General features: G+C 71.5%; 18 protein-coding genes. 8 read left to right on the forward strand and 10 right to left on the reverse strand.

Annotation, left to right across the window (positions count from 1 at the left end):
* Positions 1-78 precede the first annotated feature (78 nt).
* Both NKJ47_RS15240 and NKJ47_RS15245 read left to right on the forward strand, forming a co-directional pair.
* Entirely contained in the window at positions 79-636 is a 558-nt protein-coding gene (locus NKJ47_RS15240) for a bactofilin family protein (RefSeq protein ID WP_254458681.1), read from the forward strand.
* Positions 633-995, forward strand: coding sequence for a hypothetical protein (locus NKJ47_RS15245; protein WP_254458682.1), 363 nt, complete (start codon positions 633-635; stop codon positions 993-995). The genes NKJ47_RS15240 and NKJ47_RS15245 overlap by 4 nt, the downstream gene beginning before the upstream one ends.
* Positions 996-1,239: 244 nt before the next feature.
* Here the strand turns inward: NKJ47_RS15245 and NKJ47_RS15250 are convergent, their stop codons facing one another.
* Positions 1,240-2,880 (reverse strand): acyl-CoA dehydrogenase family protein, encoded by a 1,641-nt coding sequence (locus NKJ47_RS15250; RefSeq protein ID WP_254458683.1) that lies wholly within the window; start codon positions 2,878-2,880, stop codon positions 1,240-1,242.
* Between the two features lie 111 nt (positions 2,881-2,991).
* On the opposite strand from NKJ47_RS15250, the gene NKJ47_RS15255 reads away from it, so the two are divergent.
* Genes NKJ47_RS15255 through pdeM form a run of 4 tightly spaced genes read left to right on the forward strand, consistent with a single transcriptional unit; the run spans position 2,992 to position 8,771 of the window.
* On the forward strand, positions 2,992-3,996 hold the full coding sequence (locus tag NKJ47_RS15255) for a ligase-associated DNA damage response exonuclease (protein ID WP_254458684.1): 1,005 nt from the start codon (positions 2,992-2,994) through the stop codon (positions 3,994-3,996).
* On the forward strand, positions 3,993-5,585 hold the full coding sequence (locus NKJ47_RS15260) for an ATP-dependent DNA ligase (protein WP_254458685.1): 1,593 nt from the start codon (positions 3,993-3,995) through the stop codon (positions 5,583-5,585). The genes NKJ47_RS15255 and NKJ47_RS15260 overlap by 4 nt, the downstream gene beginning before the upstream one ends.
* Positions 5,582-8,131: a ligase-associated DNA damage response DEXH box helicase gene (locus NKJ47_RS15265; RefSeq protein ID WP_254458686.1), complete on the forward strand. Its 2,550-nt coding sequence runs from the start codon at positions 5,582-5,584 to the stop codon at positions 8,129-8,131. The genes NKJ47_RS15260 and NKJ47_RS15265 overlap by 4 nt, the downstream gene beginning before the upstream one ends.
* Complete coding sequence (pdeM, locus tag NKJ47_RS15270) at positions 8,121-8,771, forward strand: ligase-associated DNA damage response endonuclease PdeM (RefSeq protein ID WP_254458687.1); 651 nt, start codon at positions 8,121-8,123, stop codon at positions 8,769-8,771. Before NKJ47_RS15265 ends, pdeM begins: the two co-directional genes overlap by 11 nt.
* Positions 8,772-10,221: 1,450 nt before the next feature.
* Here pdeM and NKJ47_RS15275 read toward each other — a convergent pair.
* The 8 genes from NKJ47_RS15275 to rlmD form a co-directional block, all read right to left on the reverse strand.
* Positions 10,222-11,472 (reverse strand): FAD-dependent oxidoreductase, encoded by a 1,251-nt coding sequence (locus NKJ47_RS15275; protein ID WP_254458688.1) that lies wholly within the window; start codon positions 11,470-11,472, stop codon positions 10,222-10,224.
* A 95-nt stretch (positions 11,473-11,567) separates the two neighbouring features.
* A complete protein-coding gene (cspE, locus tag NKJ47_RS15280) occupies positions 11,568-11,774 on the reverse strand; it encodes a transcription antiterminator/RNA stability regulator CspE (protein ID WP_003488188.1) in 207 nt (68 codons plus the stop codon).
* 88 nt (positions 11,775-11,862) lie between these two features.
* Complete coding sequence (locus tag NKJ47_RS15285) at positions 11,863-12,609, reverse strand: S-methyl-5'-thioinosine phosphorylase (protein ID WP_429002442.1); 747 nt, start codon at positions 12,607-12,609, stop codon at positions 11,863-11,865.
* Positions 12,610-12,694: 85 nt separating this feature from the next.
* Entirely contained in the window at positions 12,695-13,249 is a 555-nt protein-coding gene (locus NKJ47_RS15290; protein WP_254458689.1) for a hypoxanthine-guanine phosphoribosyltransferase, read from the reverse strand.
* Positions 13,249-14,256 carry a beta-N-acetylhexosaminidase gene (gene nagZ / locus NKJ47_RS15295; RefSeq protein WP_254458690.1) on the reverse strand — a complete coding sequence of 336 codons (1,008 nt, stop codon included), beginning with the start codon at positions 14,254-14,256 and terminating at the stop codon, positions 13,249-13,251. Before nagZ ends, NKJ47_RS15290 begins: the two co-directional genes overlap by 1 nt.
* 558 nt (positions 14,257-14,814) lie before the next feature.
* The gene (locus tag NKJ47_RS15300) at positions 14,815-15,489 is read right to left on the reverse strand and encodes a DsbA family oxidoreductase (protein WP_254458691.1); all 675 of its coding nucleotides are present in this window, start codon (positions 15,487-15,489) and stop codon (positions 14,815-14,817) included.
* A 142-nt stretch (positions 15,490-15,631) separates the two neighbouring features.
* The gene (locus tag NKJ47_RS15305) at positions 15,632-16,138 is read right to left on the reverse strand and encodes a CYTH domain-containing protein (RefSeq protein WP_254458692.1); all 507 of its coding nucleotides are present in this window, start codon (positions 16,136-16,138) and stop codon (positions 15,632-15,634) included.
* Positions 16,139-16,207: 69 nt separating this feature from the next.
* Positions 16,208-17,554, reverse strand: coding sequence for a 23S rRNA (uracil(1939)-C(5))-methyltransferase RlmD (gene rlmD, locus NKJ47_RS15310; RefSeq protein ID WP_254458693.1), 1,347 nt, complete (start codon positions 17,552-17,554; stop codon positions 16,208-16,210).
* Positions 17,555-17,699: 145 nt separating this feature from the next.
* Here rlmD and NKJ47_RS15315 point away from each other — a divergent pair, with 145 nt between their 5' ends.
* Both NKJ47_RS15315 and NKJ47_RS15320 read left to right on the forward strand, forming a co-directional pair.
* A complete protein-coding gene (locus tag NKJ47_RS15315; RefSeq protein WP_254461444.1) occupies positions 17,700-18,416 on the forward strand; it encodes an Hpt domain-containing response regulator in 717 nt (238 codons plus the stop codon).
* A 331-nt stretch (positions 18,417-18,747) separates the two neighbouring features.
* Positions 18,748-20,892 carry a TonB-dependent siderophore receptor gene (locus tag NKJ47_RS15320; protein ID WP_254458694.1) on the forward strand — a complete coding sequence of 715 codons (2,145 nt, stop codon included), beginning with the start codon at positions 18,748-18,750 and terminating at the stop codon, positions 20,890-20,892.
* Between the two features lie 259 nt (positions 20,893-21,151).
* Here NKJ47_RS15320 and recO read toward each other — a convergent pair whose 3' ends face one another.
* Positions 21,152-21,994 carry a DNA repair protein RecO gene (gene recO, locus NKJ47_RS15325; protein WP_254458695.1) on the reverse strand — a complete coding sequence of 281 codons (843 nt, stop codon included), beginning with the start codon at positions 21,992-21,994 and terminating at the stop codon, positions 21,152-21,154.
* Between the last annotated feature and the right edge of the window lie 99 nt (positions 21,995-22,093).

The following is a 22,093-nucleotide window of genomic DNA, read 5'->3' on the forward strand; positions in this document are numbered from 1 at the left end:
CGTTTTGAAGAAAGCGTCACAAAACCGACGCGATAGAGCGGCGATAGTCGCGCTTCCCCCGACTGGAGACGACAGCCCATGTCCATCTGGAAAGATCAGGGTCCCGCGCGCAAGGACGGCCTGCCGCCGGTTCCCGGCAACGGCGCGTTGCCGCCGGAACCGCGCCCGCCGGGCGACGCCGCGCCGGGCGAACCGCTTGCCGCGGTCGCTGCCGCCGCACCTGCCGCCCGCACCGCCGCCCCGGCCCCGGCCCCGGCCCCGGCCGCGAAGGAATCGCTGATCGCCGCAGACATCAGCATCGAAGGCAAGATCGAGGGCACCGGCCATATCCGCATCGCCGGCAAGTTCAAGGGCGACGTCAACGTGCAGGGCGATCTCACCATCGAGACCGGCGCCAAGCTCAGCGGCGGCGTGCGCGCCGACAAGGTGATCATCGCCGGCGAGCTGGAAGGCAACATCGAATCGGCCTCGCGGGTGGAACTGCTGGCCTCCGGCGCGCTGATCGGCGACGTCAAGGCCGGCTCGCTGACCGTGGCCGCCGGCTCGCGCATGCGCGGCCAGGCCGACTTCGGCTGGGACGACGACAAGCACGCCCGCAAGGGCGGCAAGCCCGCGGAGTCCGACGCCGGCGCATGAGCAGCCCGCGTCCCGGCAGTCCGGGGGCGACCCGGACCTGCCCGCACTGCAAGGCCACCATTCTCGAAAGCGCCAGCGTCTGCCCGGCGTGCAAGCACCACCTGCGCTTCGATTCAGCGGTGCTGCAGCAGACGGCGCCGTCGGCGCTGGTGCCGCTGCGGGTGGAGGGCAGCATCCGTCACCCGGCCGACGGCAGCGCCTGGGAATACACCGTGCTGGTGAGCATCCGCAACGGCCGCGGCGAGGAGATCAAGCGCCAGCTCGTCGGCGTCGGCGCGATGCTCGACGGCGAGGAGCGCAGCTTCACGCTTTCCGTCGAGGCGACGCCGCTGCGCGGGGGGCGGCGCGGCAAGCACTAGCGCCTGTGGCGCGGGGATTGGGGATTGGGGATGCGTAAGCGCCTAGCCCCTCTCCCGCCGGGAGAGGGGTTGGGGTGAGGGTACGGCCGCACGATGCCGGTGGTCGCTGCACGTGCTGCCTGGCGGCGCTGGCTGTCGTGCCCTCATCCGCCCCTTCGGGGCACCTTCTCCCGACCGGAGAAGGAAGCGCTGGCCAGCCCACTTTCCCAGCAAATGGCCGCGCGATGGGTAGCTTTCCGCACGCCTACGGCAAGGCCCGCGCCAACAACTCCTCGACCGGCACACCCGCCTGCAGTGTGCCGAACGCCAGTCCATGCACGCCGGCCAGGCGGCTGCGCACGAACGCGGCGGCGGCCGGGCTGGCGCTGCGCAGCAGGAGCGCGGCCTGCAAGGCCAGCGCGATGCGTTCGGCCAGGTGCCGTGCGCTGAACTCGTCGACCTCGGCGTTGCCGGCCAACGGCGCACGCAGTGCGTCCAGCGCCGCGTCGTAGGCCGGGTCGCTGCCGGCCGCCGTCTGCAGCTCCGCCAGCACCGCGGCGGCGCTGGCCGGTTCGCGCGCCAGCGCGCGCAGCACGTCCAGGCACTGGATGTTGCCGCTGCCCTCCCAGATCGAATTCAGCGGCGCCTGCCGGTACAGCCGCGGCAGGATCGATTCCTCGACGTAGCCGGCGCCGCCCAGGCATTCCTGCGCCTCGTTGACGAAGGCCGGCGCGCGCTTGCACAGCCAGTACTTGCCCAGCGCGGTGGCGATGCGCGCGAACGCCGCTTCCGACGCATCGGCATCGGCCGCGTCCACCGCGCGCGCCACGCGCAGCGCGAACGCGGTGGCGGCTTCCGATTCCAGGGCCAGATCGGCCAGCACGTTGCGCATCAGCGGCTGCTCGACCAGACGCCTGCCGAAGGCGACGCGATGCCGCGCGTGGTGCAGCGCCTGCGCCAGCGCCATGCGCATCTGCGCGGCCGCGGCGAGCATGCAGTCGAGCCGGGTCAGCATCACCATGCCGATGATCCGCGCCACCCCGCGCCCTTCCTCGCCGACGCGCTGCGCCCAGGCGCCGGCGAACTCCACTTCGCTGGAGGCGTTGGACCAGTCGCCCAGCTTGTCCTTCAGCCGCATCAGCCGCAGCGCGTTGAGTCGGCCGTCGGGCAGGCGCCGCGGCAGCAGGAAGCAGGTCAATCCGCCCGGGGCCTGCGCCAGCACCAGGAAGCCGTCGGACATCGGCGCGGAAAAGAACCACTTGTGCCCGACCAGGGTGTACGCGCCGTTGCCGTCCAGCGGCGTGGCGACGGTGGCGTTGCTGCGCACGTCCGAGCCGCCCTGCTTCTCGGTCATGCCCATGCCCAGGGTGATGCCGGCCTTGTCGGCGATCGGCACATCGCGCGGGTCGTAGTGCGGGGCGGCGGCCTTGTCGGCCCAGTCGCGCAAGGCCGGGTCCTGGCGCAGCACCGCGACCGCGGCGTGGGTCATGGTCAGCGGGCAACTGGTGCCGGCCTCGGCCTGATGGTGCAGGTAACTCAGCGCAGCGCGTGCCACGTGCGCACCCGGCTGCGGGGTGTGCCAGGACAGCCCGGCCACGCCATGGCGCTTGGCCGCGTCCAGCAACTGGTGGTAGGCCGGATGGAACTCGACCGTATCGATGCGGTGGCCGTAGCGGTCGTGGGTGCGCAGCCGCGGGCGGTCGCGGTTGGCGTCGAAGCCGAGCCGGTACAGCGCATCGCCGGCCAGTGCGCCGTACTGCGCGAGCGCCGCGGCGAAGGCGGCGCCGCCCTCGCGCGCGATGGCCGCGCGCAGCACCGCGTCGTCGGCCCACAGATCGCGCGGTTCGAACGGCGGCGGCTGGTTGTCGACCGTATGCGTGGCGAACGCCGGCAGGTCCGTGTGCATGCATCTCCCTCCCAGAAGCGCTGGGCGCATTGTGGCCGATCCGCCGCGCGGCCGCGAACGCGCGCGGCGGATTCTCATCTCCTGCACACCGGCTTGGACACAGTGGCGCCCATGCCGACTGCCGCTTCCCAGGACCTGGTGGTGCTGCGCCCGGAAGGGCTGTACTGCCCCGCCGGCGACTTCCACATCGATCCCTGGCGGCCGGTGCCGCGCGCGGTCATCACCCACGGCCACGGCGACCACGCGCGCTCGGGCATGGGCGAGTACCACTGCGCCGCCGCCGGCCTGCCGATCCTGCGCTGGCGACTGGGCGAGCAGGCCTACCGCGCCTACGCCTACGGCACCCGCTTCACCCTCGGCCGGGCGCAGGTCTCGCTGCATCCGGCCGGGCACGTGCTCGGCTCGGCGCAGGTGCGCATCGAGGTCGACGGCGAGGTCTGGGTGGCCTCGGGCGACTACAAGCGCCAGCCCGACCCGACCTGCGCGGCGTTCGAGGTGGTGCGCTGCGATACCTTCATCACCGAGGCCACCTTCGCCCTGCCGGTGTACCGCTGGCCGGACACCAGCACGGTGGCGCGCGAGATCGTCGCCTGGCGCCGCGAGTGCGCCGCGCGCGGCGAGGCCGCCGTGCTTTTCTGCTACGCGCTGGGCAAGGCGCAACGCGTGCTCGCCGAACTGCAGCCGTGGGACGATCAACCGGCACTGCTGCACGGCGCGGTGGCGGCCGGCGTGGCGGTGTACCGCGAGGCCGGCGTGGCGATGCTGGAGACGCGTACCGTGGCCGAACTGGACAAGCGCGCCGACTATGCCGGGCAATTGGTGCTGGCGCCGCCGTCGGCGGCCGGCAGCCCGTGGCTGCGCCGCTTCCGCCACGCGCAGCTCGGCTTCGCCTCGGGCTGGATGCGGCTGCGCGGCAACCGCCGCCGGCGCAACTACGATCGCGGCTTCGTGGTCTCCGACCATGCCGACTGGCCGGACCTGCTGCGCACCATCGACGAGACCGGCGCACGCCGGGTGATCGCCACCCACGGCAACACCGACGCGATCATCCGCGCGCTCAACGAACGCGGCGTCGCCGCCGAAGCGTTCCGCACCGACTACGGTGGCGAGGAATGAATCGCTTCGCCGCGCTGTACCGGCAACTGGACCAGAGCACCGCGACGCTGGACAAGCGCGCCGCGCTGGTCGCGTATTTCGAGCAGGCGCCGCCGGCGGACGCGGCCTGGGCGATCTGGCTGCTCAGCGGCGGCAAGCTGCGGCGCATCGCCAACACCCGCGAGCTGCGCGAGTGGATCGCGCAGGAAAGCGGCCTGCCCGGCTGGCTGGTGGACGACAGCTACGACCACGTCGGCGATCTGGCCGAAACCCTGACTCTGCTGCTCGACGACCCGGCGGACATCTCCGACCCGGTGCCGCTGCGCGACTGGATCGAGGAGCGCCTGCTGCCGGTGGCCGCGCAGGACGATGCCGCGCGCCGCGCCGCGGTGGTCGCCGGCTGGCGCAGCCTGGCCTTCGACGAGCGCCTGCTGTTCAACAAGCTGCTGACCGGCGCGCTGCGCGTGGGCGTGTCGCAGCGGCTGGTGCAGCAGGCGCTGGCGGCGATGTCGGGAATCGACATCGCGCGCATCGCCCAGCGCATGCTCGGCACCTGGTCGCCGACGCCGCAGGCGCTGGAGCAGTTGCTGTCCGACGAGGTGCTGCCCAGCGACCGCCAGCAGCCCTACCCGTTCTTCCTCGCCTCGCCGCTGGAGGCGGAAGCGGCCACGCTCGGCGCCATCGACGACTGGCTGCTGGAATGGAAGTGGGATGGCATCCGCCTGCAACTGATCCGCCGCGACGGCGAGGTGGCGCTGTGGTCGCGTGGCGAGGAACGCCTGGACGGGCGCTTCCCGGAGATCGAAGCGGCGGCGGCGACACTGCCGCGCGATGCGGTGATCGATGGCGAACTGCTGGTCTGGCGCGAGGGCGACGCCGCGCCGCTGCCGTTCACCGCACTGCAGACCCGCATCCAGCGGCGCAAGCCCGGCGCCAAGACCCTGGCCGACACGCCGGCGCGCGTGCTCGCCTACGACCTGCTGGAACTGGAGGGCCAGGACCTGCGCGAGCAGCCGCTGCAACAGCGCCGCGCGCAACTGCAGGCGTTGCTGGAGGCGCATGCCGATCCGCGCCTGACGCTGTCGCCACAGGTGCAGGCGGCGACATGGGAGCAGGCGGCGACGCTGCGCGAGGACGCGCGCACGCGCGGCGTGGAAGGGCTGATGCTCAAGCGCGCCACCTCGCCCTACCAGTCCGGCCGCCGCCGCGGCGATTGGTGGAAATGGAAGGTCGCACCGCTGACCATCGACGCGGTGCTGCTGTACGCGCAGGCTGGCCATGGCCGGCGCAGCACGCTGTACACCGACTACACCTTCGGCCTGTGGGACGGCGAGCAGTTGGTGCCGGTGGCCAAGGCCTACTCCGGCCTGGACGACAGCGAGATCCTGGCGCTGGACCGCTGGATCCGCGCGCATACCACCGAGCGCTTCGGCCCGGTGCGTGCGGTGACGCCGTATCACGTATTCGAACTCGGTTTCGAGGCGGTGAACAAGAGCGGGCGGCACAAGTCCGGCATCGCCGTGCGCTTCCCGCGCATCCTGCGCTGGCGCCACGACAAGCCGTTCGCCGAGGCCGACCGGCTGACCACGCTGCAGGCGCTGGCGCGATGAGCGCGTCCGCGGCACGCCGGCGCCCGGCCGATGCGCCGCTGTACGCCTGGTTCGCGCAGCAGGGCTGGCAACCGCTGCCGTTCCAGCGCGCGTTGTGGCGGCATTATCTTGACGGCGGCTCGGGGCTGCTGCACACGCCCACCGGCAGCGGCAAGACCCTGGCCGCATTCGGCGGCCCCTTGCTGGAAGGCCTGCGCGCGCAGGCCGCTACGCAGGCGGCCGCCACGAGGAAGAAGACGGCACGCGGCGCCCACACGGCCGCCGCCCCCGCCAGGGCCGCAACGCCGCCGCGCGCGCGCCGGCAGGCGCAACGCGATCTCAAGGTGCTGTGGATCACGCCCTTGCGCGCGCTCGCCGCCGACACCGTGCGCGCGCTGCGCGAACCGGCGCAGGCGCTGGGCCTGGACTGGCAAATCGGCCTGCGCACCGGCGACGCCAGCGCGCGCGACAAGCGCCTGGCGCGCAGCGGCAAGCTCGACGTGCTGGTGACCACGCCCGAATCGCTGGCACTGCTGCTGTCCTATCCCGACACCGCGCCGCAACTGGCGACGCTGCGCTGCGTGATCGTCGACGAGTGGCACGAACTGCTCGGCAACAAGCGCGGCGTGCTGCTGCAGCTGTGCCTGGCGCGGCTGCGCGGCTGGGCGCCGGCGCTGCGTACCTGGGGCCTGTCGGCCACGCTCGGCAACCTGGACGAAGCGCGCGACGTGCTGCTGCCGCACCTGCCGCAGGCGCGGATCGTGGCCGGGGTCAAGCCACGCACGCTGACCCTGGAGACGCTGGCGCCGGCGGTCGGCGAGCGCTTCCCCTGGGCCGGCCACCTGGGCCTGGCGCAGTTGCCGCGGGTGCTGGAAAAGCTGTTCGCGGTGCGCACCAGCCTGCTGTTCACCAACACTCGCGCGCAGGCCGAACTGTGGCACCAGGCGTTGACCTCGGTGTGGCCGGAAGAGCCGCACACGCTGGCCCTGCACCACGGCTCGCTGGACCCGGCGCTGCGCAGCGCCGCCGAGCAGGGGCTGCGCGATGGCAGCCTGCGCTGTGTGGTGGCGACTTCGAGCCTGGACCTGGGCGTGGACTTCCCTGCGGTCGACCAGGTGCTGCAGATCGGCAGCCCCAAGGGCGTGGCGCGGCTGCTGCAGCGCGCCGGCCGCGCCAAGCATCGCCCCGGCGAGGCCGGCCACGTGCTGTGCGTGCCCTCGCACGCGCTGGAACTGGTCGAATACGCCGCCGCGCGGCGCGCCATCGCCCATGGCCGCATCGAATCGCGGCCCTCGCCGCGGCTGTCGCTGGACGTGCTGGCGCAGCACTGCATCACCTGCGCACTGGGTGGCGGCTTCGATGCCGAAGCGCTGTACGCCGAAGTGCGCGGAACCGCCGCCTTCGCCCTGCTGGATGCGCCGACCTGGCAGGCGGTACTGGAATTCGTGGTGCAGGGCGGGCGCCCACTGGCGCAATACCCGGACTACCGCAAGGTGGTGCTGGACGAAGACGGCCTGTACCGCGTGCACGACCGCCGCATCGCCCTGCGCCATCGCCTGTCGATCGGCACCATCACCAGCGACGGCAGCGTCGCGGTGCGCTTCCTGCGCGGCGGCCGGCTCGGCGCGGTGGAGGAACAGTTCGTCGGCCGCCTGCGTCGCGGCGACCGCTTCCAGTTCGCCGGGCGCCTGCTGGAACTGGTGCGGCTGGAGGACATGACCGCCTACGTGCGCCTGGCCAAGGGCGGCGACGGCAGCGTGCCGAAATGGATGGGTGGGCGCATGCCGCTGTCCTCGGAACTGGGCCGCGAAGTGGAAGCGGTGTTCGCCGATCCGCGCGGCGAGGCCGAACTGCGCGCGCTGGCGCCGCTGCTCGGCTTGCAGCGCGCGCTGTCGGACCTGCCGGCGCCACAGCGGCTGCTGGCCGAGCGCGTGCGCGCCCGCGACGGCCAGCACCTGTTCGTGTATCCGTTCGCCGGTCGCCAGGTGCACGAAGGCCTGGCTGCGCTGCTGGCGCTGCGCTGGGGCCGACGGCAGCGCAATACCTTCAGCTTCGCCGCCAACGACTACGGCCTGGTGCTGTCGCCGGCGGAGGATGCGCCGATCGACGCAGTGCTGCTGCGCGCGCTGCTGAGCCCGGCGCAGTTGTTCGAGGATCTGCGCGAGAGCCTCAACCTGGGCGAACTGGCGCGGCGCCAGTTCCGCGAGATCGCCCGCGTCGCCGGCCTGCTGCCGCCGAGCCTGCCCGGCCGCCTGCCGCGCAGCCTGCGCCAGCTGCAGGCTTCCAGCGGCCTGCTGTACGACGTGCTGAGCCGCTTCGATCCCGGTCACTTGCTGCTGGCGCAGGCCGAGCGCGAGGTGCTGCAGGGCGAGATGGAACTGACCCGGCTCGCCGCCACCCTGGACGATTGCGCCGCGCGCGAGCTGGCGCTGCACACCCCGCGCAGCCTCACGCCGCTGGCGTTCCCGCTGTGGGCCGAAAGCATCCGTGGCCAGCTCAGCACCGAGGACTGGAAGGCGCGGGTGATGCGTGCGGCGGCGCAACTGGAGCAGCGCCATGCGCGCTGAACTGGACTGGACCCTGGCGGGCGAGCCGATGCGCCTGCTCGGCGACCGCGCGCTGTGCTGGCCGGCGCGGCGGCGGCTGCTGATCGCCGACCTGCACCTGGGCAAGGCCGACGTCTTTCGCCGCGCCGGCATCGGCCTGCCGCGCGGGGGGACCGCACACGACCTTGCACGGCTCTCGGCGCTGCTGCAGGCGCAGGACGCACTGGAACTGTGGATCCTCGGCGACGTACTGCACGGCGCCGCGCCCGACGCCGACTGGCAGCGGCAATGGCATGCCTGGCGCGCGCAACATCCGCAGCTGCGGGTGGCGGCGATCGCCGGCAACCACGACCGCGCCCTCGCCAACGCCGGGCTGGACATCGCGCTGCTCGGCGCGCAGGTGGAGGACGGCCCGTTCGTGCTGCGCCACGACCCGGTGCCGGAGACGCGGCGCCACGTGCTGTGCGGACACCTGCACCCGCTGGCCAAATTGCCTGGCGTGCGCCCGCGCTGGCCGGCATTCTGGCTGCGCGACGGCATGACCGTGCTGCCGGCGTTCTCGCACTTCACCGCCGGCGTCGCCCCGGTCCTGGCGCCGGGCGAGCGCCTGGTCGCCTGCGTCGAAGGCGCGGCCTTCGCCCTGCCGGTGGCTGCGGCATAGGTCGGGCGCGGGTGCGTCTGGTCGATCGTCAACAGACACCGCGAGGACGCATCACCTTGTGGGAGGGACTCAGTCCTGACGCCTCCACCAACAAGGCGTCGGGGCTGAAGCCCCTCCCACAGTGCAACCGCAATGCGTTGCGCGAGAGCGTAGCGACACTGCCGCAGGAAACTTCGGCATCGTGCCAGGCAGCCCATGACCGCAACCGAAGCGGCAGGTGCGCTGCCGTGTTGTGGGAGGGACTTCAGTCCCGACGCGACCAACTGAGGGGCGTCGAGGCTGAAGCCTCTCCCACAGTGCAGTCCCAACGCGTTGCGCGAGTACGTGGCGACACTGCTGCAGAAAACTTCGGCATCGCGCCGGGCATCCCGTCACTGCGACCGAAGCAGCAACTGCGCTGCCCTATTGTGGGAGGGACTTCAGTCCCGACGCGACCAACTGAGGGGCGTCGGGCTGAATCCCTCCCACAGTGCGGTCGCAACGCGTTGCGCGAGTACGTGGCGACACTGCTGCAGAAAGCTTCGGCATCGCGCCGGGCAGCCCGTCACTGCGACCGAAGCAGCAACTGCGCTGCCCTATTGTGGGAGAGACTTCAGTCCCGACGCGACCAACTGAGGGGCGTTGGGCTGAATCCCTCCCACAGTGCGGTCGCAACGCGTTGCGCGAGTACGTGGCGACACTGCTGCAGAAAGCTTCGGCATCGCGCAGGGCAGCCCGTCACTGCGAGCGAAGCAGCAAGTGCGCTGCCGTGTTGTGGGAGGGACTTCAGTCCCGACGCGACCAACTGAGGGGCGTCGGGCTGAATCCCTCCCACAGTGCAGTCGCAACGCGTTGCGCGAGAGCGTAGCGACACTGCTGCAGAAAGCTTCGGCATCGCGCCGGGCAACCCGTCACTGCGAGCGAAGCAGCAAGTGCGCTGCCGTGTTGTGGGAGGGACTTCAGTCCCGACGCGACCAACTGAGGGGCGTCGGGCTGAATCCCTCCCACAGTGCAGTCGCAACGCGTTGCGCGAGAGCGTAGCGACACTGCTGCAGAAAGCTTCGGCATCGCGCCGGGCAACCCGTCACTGCGACCGAAGCAGCAACTGCGCTGCCCTATTGTGGGAGGGACTTCAGTCCCGACGCGACCAACTGAGGGGCGTCGCGGCTGAAGCCCCTCCCACAGTGCAGTCCCAACGCGTTGCGCGAGTACGTGGCGACACTGCTGCAGAAAGCTTCGGCATCGCGCCGGGCAGCCCGTCACTGCGACCGAAGCAGCAAGTGCACTGCCGTGTTGTGGGAGGGACTTCAGTCCCGACGCGACCAACTGAGGGGCGTCGCGGCTGAAGCCGCTCCTACGACACCACGGCACCATCGCCGTCGGACCGCGCTCGCTGCGTTGCGCTCTGCACGCGCCGTCGCCGCGACGAATCACCGAAGCTTGCGTCCACCCGCGTCCGCGATCTCGCCGCCTACGGCAGCGCCACGCGTCGCGCCATCGCGTCCTGCAATGCCTGCAGGAACTCCGGCGCCAACGGCAGCTTGCCGAACCAGCCATGCTGGGTGCCGCTGAGCACGCGCAGCATGTGCCCGCGGCCGCCGGGCATGCGCCCGGCCGGGCGCATGCCGACATCGCGCAGCCGCGCCGGCAGGGCGCGCTCGGACTGGAACAGCGGGGTCAGCCAGCGGCTCCAGAACTGGTACACCGCCACGTGCACCTGGCGCTGCGCCTGGTAGCGCGCCAGCGCCGCGTCGAGGTCCGGCACGGTGCGCAGGCTCTCGCGCAGCGCCCAGGCATCCATCAGCGCCATGTTGACGCCCTGCCCCAGCTGCGGACTCATCGCATGCGCGGCATCGCCGGCCAGGACCAGGCGGCCGCGGTACCAGTGCCGTTGCACCGCATCGCGGTAACTGGCCCGCGCCAGTTGCGCCGGCGCGTCGACTTGGACAAGGCGCTCGCGCGCCTGCGGCCACAACTGCGCGATTTCGTCCAGCCACGGCTGCATGCCGCGCGCCTGCCAGGCGTCGAAGTCGGCGGTCGGCAGGCTCCAGAAGAAACTCACCCGCGGCTCGGCATCGCCGGGACGCGTGCCCACCGGCAGCAGGCCGATCATCTTGCGCGCGGCCACGTAGCGCTGGCGCAGCTCGTCGGCGAAGGCCCAGTCGCCGCGCGGCAGCAGGCACCACAGCGCCCCCCACGGATAGACCCGGTCCAGCCGCGTCGCCTGCACCTGCGCGCGCAGCGCCGAGGCCGAGCCGTCGCAGGCGATCACCAGGTCGAACGGACCATGCCAGCGGCCGTGCTGGTCCTGCACCCGGCGCAGCGTGTCGTCGATGGCGACGATGCGTGTGTCGCGCTGCAGCGTGGCGTAGCCGTCCCAGGCCTGCGCCAGCAGGGCAAACAAGGCGCCGCGCTGCATGCCCAGCCCGAACAGGCGCGCGTCCAGGTCGCGGTAGCGCATGTCCATCACCGCGCGCCCGCACGGGGTCTCGCCGTACAGGCGGTGCACCGGGGCGCCGTAGGCCAACGCCTGCTCGAGCAGGCCGATCCGCCACAGCACCTGCAGGCCGGTCGGCTGCAGCAGGAAGCCGGCGCCGACCGGTCCCGGCTGCGCCGCGCGCTCGAACACCTGCACGCGATGCCCGTCGCGTGCCAGCAGTAGCGCCAGCGCCTGGCCCGCGGTGCCGTAACCGACGATCCCGATCTGCAGTCCTTGCGTCATTGCGTCCATTGCCTGTCCACGCCGCCACCGCGGCGTCTCCCACAAAAAACCCCGCCGAAGCGGGGTTCAAGGCACAACCGAGTCAACGCGCTCGCTTACTCGACCGGCGTGATATTGGAGGCCTGCGCGCCCTTCGGACCCTGGGTCACGTCGTAGCTGACACGCTGTCCTTCCTGCAGGCTGCGGAAGCCCTTGGAATTGATCGCGGAGAAGTGCGCGAACACATCGGCGCTACCGTCTTCCGGAGAAATAAAACCAAATCCCTTAGCGTCGTTGAACCACTTGACGGTACCGTTCGGCATGGTGATGCGAGACCTTTTGCAGTGAATGGGTGGTGGTTGTGCGGCAGCCGCACCGGCGGAGTATGCAAAGCTTGCGCAGCGAAGACAATCACCCGCGCGCCAGTTCCCCCACCAGCTCCGGCAGGCCGACCGAGGCCGCCTCGACGTTGGCCAGCACCTCGGCCAGGGTGATCTCCTCGGCGTCGCCGCAGCCGGCCGCCCAGTTCGCCACGATCGCCAGGCAGGCGTAGTCCAGGCCCAGTTCGCGCGCCAGCCCGGCCTCGGGCATGCCGGTCATGCCGACCAGGTCGCAGCCGTCGCGGCGCAGCCGCGCGATCTCGGCGATGGTTTCCAGGCGCGGCCCCTGGGTGGCGGCGTAGCAGCCGCCGTCGACCAGGGCGGTGCCGGTGACGCGCGCGGCGGCCAGGATCTTGCTGCGCAGCAGCGGCGAATACGGATGGCCGAAATCCACGTGCAGCACCTCGCTGCCCGGCTCCTCGCACAGCGTGGAGATGCGCCCCCAGGTGTAGTCGATCAACTGGTCCGGACAGGCCAGCACGCGCGGACCGAAGCGCTCGGTGATGCCGCCGACGGTGTTCAGCGCCAGCACCCGCGTGGCGCCGATCTGCTGCAACGCAGCAAGGTTGGCGCGGTAGTTGATCTTGTGCGGCGGCAGCGAATGGCCCTCCCCGTGGCGGGCCAGGAAGGCGACGCGGTGGCCGAGCAGCGTGCCGACCCGCACCGGGCCGGAAGGCGCGCCGTAGCGCGTCTGCACCTGGTGGGTCTGCACGTCGTCGAGCTGTGCGAGCTTGTAGACGCCGGTGCCGCCGATGACGGCCAGTGCGATGTTGTCCATGCGGATCCTCCAACGAAAGGGAACGCCGGCACCGGCGAGAGGCGCAGGCACCGGGGAGCGGGCGCGCGACTGCGCGCGCGGCGCCCTACTCCTTCATCGCGTAGATCGCCGGCAGGTTGCGCAGCGCCTCGTTGACGTCCATGCCGAAACCGAACACGTAACGGTCCGGCACCTCGACGCCGATGTAGTCGGCGCTGACCCCGGGCACGCAGCGGTCGTGGCGCTTGACCGTCAGCGCGGCGATGCGCACGTCGGTGGCGCCCTGCTCCAGGCACCACGCGCGCACCGCCTTCAGGGTCAGGCCTTCGTCGAGGATGTCGTCGAGCAGCAGCACGCGGCGGCCGTACAGCGCGGTGGCCGGGCGGTGCTTCCACACCAGTTCGCCGCCGACGGTCTCGCCGCGGTAGCGGGTGGCGTGCAGGTAGTCCAGCTGCAGGTCCTGGCCGCGGCTGCCCAGTTCCAGCGCCAGCTGGCCGGCGAACGGCAGCGCGCCGTGCATGATGGTCAGGTAGACCGGGGTTTCGCCGCGGTAGTCGGCGGCGATGGCGTCGGCCATGTGGGCGATGGCCTGGTCGATGCGCGGGCGATCGATCAGCAGGTCGGCCTGGGCCAGGGCCTGGGCGATGGTGAGAGTGGACATCAGGCGGTTTTTCCGAAGGTGAAGAGCAGATGGGATTGGGTGTGGCCGTAGCGGGCGTCGGCCAGCAGGCCGTCCCAGCCGAGGCCGCCGCGGCCGATCAGGCCGAGCAGCGCGGCGGTGTTGAGCGGGCGATCGCGCACGGCATGCAGCGCATCGTCGACCAGTTCCGGATGGCAGACCAGGACCACGTCGCAGCCGGCGTCCAGGTGCGCGGTCACCCGCGCCGCGACGCCGCCGGCGGCGAACGCCGCGGCCATGCCGATGTCGTCGGAGAACACCACGCCGCGGAAGCCCAGTTCCTGGCGCAGGATCTCCTGGATCCAGCGCGGCGAATAGCCGGCCGGTTCCGGCGCCACCTGCGGGTAGGCCACGTGCGCCATCATCACCGCGTCGGCGCCGGCGGCGATGCCGGCGGCGAACGGCACCAGGTCTTCCTGGCGCAGGGTCTCCAGCGAACGCGGGTCCTCGGCGTTGTCGACGTGGGTGTCCTCGAGCACGCTGCCGTGGCCGGGGAAATGCTTGAGGGTGGCGCCCATGCCGACGCTGTGCATGCCGCGCACATAGGCTGCGGCGAAGGCCGCGACCACCTGCGGATCGTCGCTGAAGGCGCGGTCGCCGATGGCGCGGTTGCCGCGGGCCAGGTCCAGCACCGGGGCGAAGCTCAGGTCGACGCCGCTGGCGCGCACTTCGCTGGCCATCAGCCAGGCGTGCTGCTCGGCCATCTCCAGCGCCGCGGCCGGATCGCGCGCGTACAGCGCGCCGAAGCCCTGCAGCGGCGGCAGCGCGCTGTAGCCCTCGCGGAAGCGCTGCACGCGGCCGCCTTCCTGGTCCACGCAGATCAGCAGCGGCCGCGGCGTCGCGGCGCGGATCGCCGCGCTCAGGTCGGTCACCTGCGCGCGCGAGGCGAAATTGCGTTTGAACAGGACCACGCCGGCCACCGCAGCGTGCTGCAGCCAGTCGCGCTCCTGGGCGGTGAGTTCGGTACCGGCAACGCCGATCGCGAGCATGCGGGGGGTCTCCTGCCGGCGCGGTGCAGGCGCCTGTGGGCCGGCATTGTCGCAGATGCCGGCGTCGGCGGCAGGTCGGCGCATGGCGTGCCGGTGCAGGCCAGGCAAGGTGGCGATGAAAGCGGCGCAGCGCAGAGGCGGCGGGATCGCCGTCGCGCTGCCCGAGACGTGCGGCGCGGCGCCGGCGTCGCGCCCCCGCGGGTCAACCCCGGCAGGACGCGGCGCGACGCCCCTGGCGCGAGGCGGGCGACGCCCGCTGGTCCGGTTCGCGCTAGGCGCATCGGCGTCTTCGCCTAGCGTCGCCGAGACGCCCTGCTGCCTCGCGGCCGACACAGCTCGGCCATGGAACGCCTGCGGCGCGCTGGACAGGCGGTGCCGGCCTCCCGACGGCCTGCCTGCACGGCACGTCGGCCGTCCGACGCCCGTCAGAAGGGATCTGTGCCGGTCGCCGCGACCGCGTCGCGGCGGAGAGCACGCTGCGCCGCAGCCGCGATGGCGTGGACCGCGGCCAGTCGCTGCGCGGCGCCGGCGGTCATCGCCTGGCGCCGCGGCGGCGCACTAGACCGCGCACCCGTCCGGGCCGCAGTCGCGGCCCGCCTGGGCGTCGGCCAGCAGGCCGCGCACGGTGGCGGCGAACACCTCCGGCGGCTGCGCGCCCTGCAGCGCCTGGCGGCCGTCGATGACATAGGTGGGCACCGCGCGGATGCCCATCGCCTGCGCCTGCTGCAACTCCGCCTGCACCTCGTCCAGGCCCTCCTCGCCCTCCAGCAGCGCCTGCACCCGCTCCGCCGGCAGCCCGCCCGCGGCGCCGGCATCGCGCAGCGTCTGCGCATCGGCCAGGTTGCGGCCCTCGGCGAAGTGCGCGTGGAACAGCGCCTCGGCGACCGCGTCGACATCGCCCTCGCGCGCGGCCAGCCACAGCAGACGGTGCGCCGGCAGCGTGCTCACCCGCACCTGGCCGCGGCCGAAGTCGAACGGCAGGCCTTCGGCACGCGCGGTGGCCTGGGTCTGCGCCAGGATCTGCTCGGTGCGCGCCGCACCGCCGAACTTGGCGGCATAGGCCTCGCGCAACGGCACCGGCTCGGTGCCGGCGTCCGGGTCCAGCAGATACGGATGCCAGTGGATCTCCAGCGCCAGCGCGTCCGCGCCGAGCGACGCAAGACCTTGCTGCAACCGGCGCTTGCCGATCCAGCACCAGGGGCAGACCACGTCGGACCAGATGTCGATGCGCATGAGCGGGGATTGGGGAGTGGTGATTGGGGATTCGCAAAAGCATAAGCCCGATTGCCGCGTGAAGCGGGGATTCGGGATTGGGGAGTGGGGATTCGCAAAAGCGGGCCGCGTGCGGCGTTTGGCTTTACGCTTTTACCAATCCCTAATCCCGACTCCCCAATCCCTGCCACTCGCAGAATGGACAGCTAGCCAGCGCCACGTTGTAGTACCGCGGGTCGTCGGTGACTTCGGCGCCGAGCCAGTCCGGTTTGGCGAAGGCTTCGTCGGCGCTGTCCAGCTCGATTTCGGCGACCACCAGCCCGGCGTTGTCGCCGAGGAACTCGTCGACCTCCCACAGGTGGCCCTGGTGCTGCACCAGGTGCCGGCGCTTGTCGATCAGCCCGCCGACGCACAGAGCCAGCAGCGCGCGCGCATCGTCCACCGGAACCGGATACTCGAACTCCTGGCGGGTATGTCCGAGCTCGCGCGACTTGAGGTTGAGGAACGCCTGCTCGCCCTGCACCCGCACCCGCACCGAGGCCTTCTGCGCCCCGCTGGCCAGCGCCGCCTGGTCGTTGAGATAACCCTGCGCCATCGGGATCACCGCATGCGCCGCCGCACGCCAGCCATCGCCGGTCACCAGGAATTTGCGTTCGATTTCGATGGCCATGGGAATCGGGAATGGAGAAAGGAGAATGGAAAAAGCATAAACCGCGCGCGCAGCCGCCGTGACGATTCCCTACTCCCGATTCCCCATTCCCGGCTTCTCAAACACCGCAATGCTCTCCACATGCGCGGTATGCGGGAACATGTCCATCGCGCCGGCGGCCTTGAGCACGAAGCCCTGTTCGTTGACCAGGTAGCCGGCGTCGCGCGCCAGCGAGCCGGGGTGGCAGCTGACGTAGACGATGCGCTGGAACTGCTTCAGCGGCAGTTGCTGCAGGACCTCCAGCGCGCCGGAGCGCGGCGGGTCCAGCAGCAGCTTGTCGAAGCCCTGGCGCATCCACGGCGCCTGGCGCTGGTCCTGGGTCAGGTCGGCGGCGAAGAACTGGGCATTGTCCAGGCCGTTGCGCTGCGCGTTCTCCCGCGCGCGCGCCACCAGCCCGGCGTCGCCTTCCACGCCGACCACCTCGCGCACGGTGCGCGCCAGCGGCAGGGTGAAGTTGCCCAGGCCGCAGAACAGGTCCAGCACCCGGTCGCCGGGCTGCGCGTCGAGCAGCGCCAGCGCATGCGCGATCATCTTTTCGTTGAGCGCGGCGTTGACCTGGATGAAGTCCAGCGGCCGGAACGCCAGTTCCACGTCCCACTGCGGCAGCCGGAACGACAGCGGCACCGCCTGCGGATACAGCGGATGCACGCTGTCCACGCCGCCGGGCTGCAGGAAGATGGCGAAGTCGTGTTGCTGGGCGAAGGCGATCAGCGCGGCCTGGTCGCGCGCGCTCAGCGGCTGCATGTGGCGGAAGGTCAGCGCCACCGCGGCGTCGCCGGCGATGAACTCGATCTGCGGGATGTCGCGCTTGCCGTCGAGGCTTTCGACCAGCTCCGCCAGCGCGGTCACCTTGAAGCCGATCTGCGGAATCACCGTGTGGCAGACCGACAGGTCGGCGACGAAGCGCGGGTCCTGCTCGCGGAAACCGACCAGGGTCTTGTCCTTCTTTTCCACCCGCCGCACCGAGAAGCGGCCCTTGCGCCGGTAGCCCCAGGGCGCGCCGGTCAGCGCCGGCAGCACCGCCTGCGGGGTCACGTGGCCGATGCGCTCCAGGTTTTCGGTCAGCACCCGCTGCTTGGCGACGATCTGCTGGTCCTCGGCCAGGTGCTGCAGCACGCAGCCGGCGCAGACCCCGAAATGCGGACAGCGCGGCGTCACCCGCTGCGGCGAGGCCTGCAGCACCTGCAGCGTGCGCGCCTCGTCGAAGTGGCGGTTGCGCGCGGTGGGTTCGGCCAGCACGGTCTCGCCGGGCAGCGCGCCAGCGACGAAGGCGACCTTGTCGCCCTCGCGGCGGGCGACGCCGCGGCCGTCGTGGCTGAGGTCGGCGATGTCGGTCTGGAAGGGCGTGCGGTCGAGACGGTTTCGGGATCGGGCCACGTGGCAACAGGCTGCGGGCGAAAAAGGGCGGCCATTGTCGCAGATGGACCGGGCCGGGACCGGCTTGCGATTGCCGCGCCGGCGAGGCAAAGTGGCGCGACGCACGCGCGCAGCCGCGCGGGAGGCGACCACGCCGCATGGAGGCATCAGCATGGCATCGACCCAGGACCCGGTAACGCGACTGCTGCTCGTCGAAGACGACCCGATCAGCCGCGCCTTCTTCGACGCGACGCTGCAGTCGCTGCCGGCACAGGTGGACCTGGCCGACTCCGTCGCCAGCGCCCTCGCCCGCGCGCAGGCGCAGACGCACGACCTGTGGCTGATCGACGCCAACCTGCCCGACGGCCGCGGCAGCGACCTGCTGCGCCAGTTGCAGCGGGAACACCCGGACACCCTGGGGTTGGCGCATACCGCCGACGCCAGCGCCACCGTCCGCACGCAGTTGCTCGACGCGGGGTTCGCCGACGTGCTGCTCAAGCCGCTCACTACCGAGCGGCTGCTGCAGTCGGTACGCCGGCTGCTCGCGCGCGGCCGTGTCGGCGCCGCAGCCGGGACCGCCGAGCCGACCCTGGACTGGGACGAGACCACCGCGCTGGCCGCGCTCAACGGCGAGCGCGCGCATCTGATCGCCCTGCGCGAGCTGTTCCTGGCCGAGCTGCCCGGCACCCGCGACGCGGTCGCCTCGGCCCTGCAGCTCAGCGACGACCAGGCCGTGCGCACCCATCTGCACCGGCTGCAGGCCAGCTGCGGCTTCGTCGGCGCCGCGCGTCTGGCGCGTGCCGTGCGCCAGTTGCATGGCGATCCGGCCTCCTCGCATGCCCGGCACCAGTTCAGCGAGGCGGTGGCAGCGTTGTTGCACTGAAATCCCGGATTGGGGATTGGGGATAACACCCCGGCTTCTTGTAGGAGCGGCTTCAGCCGCGACCAGCGCACCAGGGCGTTGCCAGGCGGATCCCGAACGCGGCCGCCCTCGCCCACAGCCCGCCCTCACCGATCCTGTCGTGAAACGTCGACGAAAACGGCGGCGCCGCGAACGCGCCCGCGCCCGCGCCGCCGAGATTTGCAAATGAGATTTGTTATCATATAAATTAACGATTCAACAACATCTCCGGACCAGCCATCGCCCCGTCCGGTCACAACCGCAACAGGGGCTTCTCATGTTTCAAAATGCATTCCACCGGCCAGCGCCGGCCATGGGCGTGCTCGCCCGCGCCTTGCTGGCCGCCCTCGTGGCCGCCGCGTCCACCTCGGCCAACGCCCAGGACACCGCCACCGCCGACGACACCCGCGATGCCCAGCCATCGGCCGACGCCACGCAGCTGGACACGGTCATGGTCAAAGGCCAGCGGCTCAGCCTGGACCTGCAGCAGGATGCGGCGGTCGGCGCGCTGGGCACGTCCCGCCTGCTGGATACGCCGTTCTCGGTGACGCTGGTCGAAGCGCCGGAGATCGCGCGGCGCCAGGCCACCACGCTGGGACAGATCTTCATCAACGATCCGTCGGTGTTCGCCGCCGAACCGCCGGCCACCACCAATTGGTGGGGCACGCAGATCCGTGGCATCGGCGTGCGCAATTTCTACGTGGACGGCGTGCCGATGCTGATGGAATGGGGCGGCGAGTTTCCGCTGGAAGCGGTGCAATCGGTGCAGGCGCTGAAGGGCCTGGGCGGCTTCATGTACGGCTTCGGCGCACCGGGCGGCATCGTCAGCTACCAGACCAAGCGCCCGACCGACAGCCCGCTGCTGGCCACCACGCTCGGCTACCGTAACGACAGCGCGTTCTCGGCGCAGGTGGATGCGGGCGGGCGCGCCAACGGCCCGGATTCCTTCGGCTATCGGCTCAATGCCGGTCTCGAACGCGGCGACGCGTACAACGGCGCGGGGATCGACCGCAAGACGATCGCGCTGGCCGTCGAGCAACCGATCGTCGAGGGCCTGACCTGGCATGCGGAGCTGGTGCACGAGCGCAACACGCTCGAACACGAGCCGCTGTACTTCTACTGGGATGCCTACCAGGGCGCGCGCCTGCCCAGGCCGACCGACGACTACGCCAAGCTCCGCGTCGACGGCGCCTACTACAAGACCGCACTGCTGCACGCGACCACCGGCCTGAACTGGCGCATCGACGAGCGCTGGAGCGCGGCGCTGAGCCTGGGCGGCAGCCGCCGCCGGCACACATCGCACAAGATGTTCGCCAACCTGCTCGACGAAGCGGGCGACTACGCCGGCTACGCCTACGACTTCGGTGCGGTGCTGCGCAACAGCGTGGCGCAACTGCTGGTCACCGGCCGCGTCGAGACCGGCCCGGTGGCGCACGAGCTGGTGTTTGGCGCCTCGGTGCAGCGCAGTTGGGACCAGTGGAGCAAGGCGTTCTACTGGAGCCACGACTTCGACGGCAATCTGTATCGCCAGCAGACCTTCCGCCCCACCCGCCGCCCGGACTACAGCCTGGCGCCGGTCAGCGCGGACCTGCGCCAGAAGGCGGTGTTCGTCAGCGACACCATGCAGTTCGGCGAGCACTGGCGCGCCATCCTCGGCGCGCGCCACGTCGATTACCAGCAACGCGATCTGGACGGCAATGCGGCGGTGGACAGCGGCTACCGCACCTCGGTGACGACCCCGACCGTGGCGCTGATCTACAAGCCCATCGAGGACGTGTCGCTCTATGCCAGCTACGTCGAGTCGCTGGAACCGGGCAGCCGCGTCGGCACCGATGCGCTGCCCGCTTACGCCAACGCCGGCAGCGTGCTGAAGCCGACCGTAAGCAAGCAGTACGAGCTGGGCGCCAAGCTGCAGAGCGGGCGCTTCGCCCTGACCACCGCCGCGTTCCGCATCGAGCGTGGCGCGGAGATCGACGCCTACCGCGACGGCCAGCGCTACCTGACCCAGGACGGCCTGACCCTGTATCGCGGGCTGGAAGTGATCGGCAGCGTCGGCGTGACCGAGAACCTGGAACTGGGCGTCGGCGGCCTGTGGATGGACCCGCGCCTGGAGGATCTGTCGCCGGACAACGCGGCCCTGCGCGGCAACCGGCCGGCCGGCGCCGCCCGCCGGCAACTGCTGGCCAATGCCACCTGGCGGGTGCCGGGGGTGCGCGGCCTGAGCCTGCACGGCAACGTGCGCTACTCCGGCGACGCCTATTACGAGGACCAGAACCGTGTCCTCATTCCCGGGCACACCCTCGCCGCGGCCGGCTTCCAGTACGCCACCACGCTGGGTGGCTACGACGCGCTGCTGACCGGCAACATCAACAATCTGTTCAATCGCACCTACTGGAACCAGCACACGCTCGGCGAGGCGCGCAACGCGGCGCTGAGCCTGCGGATCGACTGGCGCTGAGTGCCGCCTGCCGCGGCCGCCGCCCCGCGCGGCGGCCGCGGTGGACTGCACCGCGGCCGGGGGCTGCGATCAGGCCGGAAAGCGCCCTGCAGGCGCGTCTCTTGCCCCCTCTGCGAGATCGGCCGCAACGGGGTGACCGGGAAAGCCCGTCGCGGCTGAAGCCGCTCCTACGGGAAACCTGCATCCGGTTGAGGTGTGACGAGCGCAGGTCGCTCGGTTACCCGCGTGCCGGCTCCGTGGCGCCGCCGGTGCGGCGCGCTCACTCGGCCGCGGACGGCGGCGGCTTCGCCCCTTCGCCGGTGAACTCCGACGTCGCATTGGAGGTCGCATCCGGGGCGGATTCCGAACCGCGCGGTGCCGACTCCGGCGCCGCGGCGGCCGCGCTGCGTTGCCGCGCCAGGTCCTCGACCATCTCCCAGGATTTCAGGCCGCGCCCGCCGAGGTGATGCAGCAGCACCACGCGCATGCCGCGGCGCAGGCCGGGCAGATCGTCGGCGGCCGGTTCGGCGTCGTCGGCCAGGGCCAGCAGCGCGCGACCGGTGGCCATGCCGCTGCGCTGGTCGTGGCCGCGGTCGCTCAACAGCCGGCGCGGCCCGTGCTCGGCGTCGAGCACGTAGCGCGCGGCCGGGTCGATCGGCTCGCCGTCGCCGTCGTGGCGCAGGTCGAAGCCCACGCCCAGCGCCTCCAGCAGGTCGCGCTCGAAGCAGCGCAACGACCAGGCCAACGGCGCCTCGGCGGCCAGCCGCGCCCGCACCCGCGCATAGGCCAGATACAGGTCCGGCGCCGGATCGTCGCGCGGGGCCAGGCGCAGGGTCAGTTCGTTGATGTAGAAGCCGGCCAGCATCGCCTCGCCGCTCAACCGCGGCGCCGCATCCACCGCCTCGGCCGCGCGCAGTTGCGCCAGTTCGCCGCGGCGCTGCGCGCTGAAGCGGATCGACTGCAGCGGCTGCAGCGCCGCGCGCAAGGCCTGCTTCTTCGGCCCATGCACGCCGCGCGCCAGCACGCCGAGCCGGCCGTGGTGCACGCTCAGCACCTCCACCAGCAGGCTGGTCTCGCGCCAGGGCCGCGCATGCAGGACGAAGCCGGGTTCGTGCTCGATCAAGGCGGTGGGAGCTGGGAATGGGGAATGGAGAATCGGGAATGGAGACTATCCCGAGCCGAATCATTGCCAAGCGCGTCGATGAAAAATCGGCTTCTGCCG

Source organism: Xanthomonas sacchari (assembly GCF_024266585.1).
Taxonomy (GTDB): domain Bacteria; phylum Pseudomonadota; class Gammaproteobacteria; order Xanthomonadales; family Xanthomonadaceae; genus Xanthomonas_A; species Xanthomonas_A sacchari_C.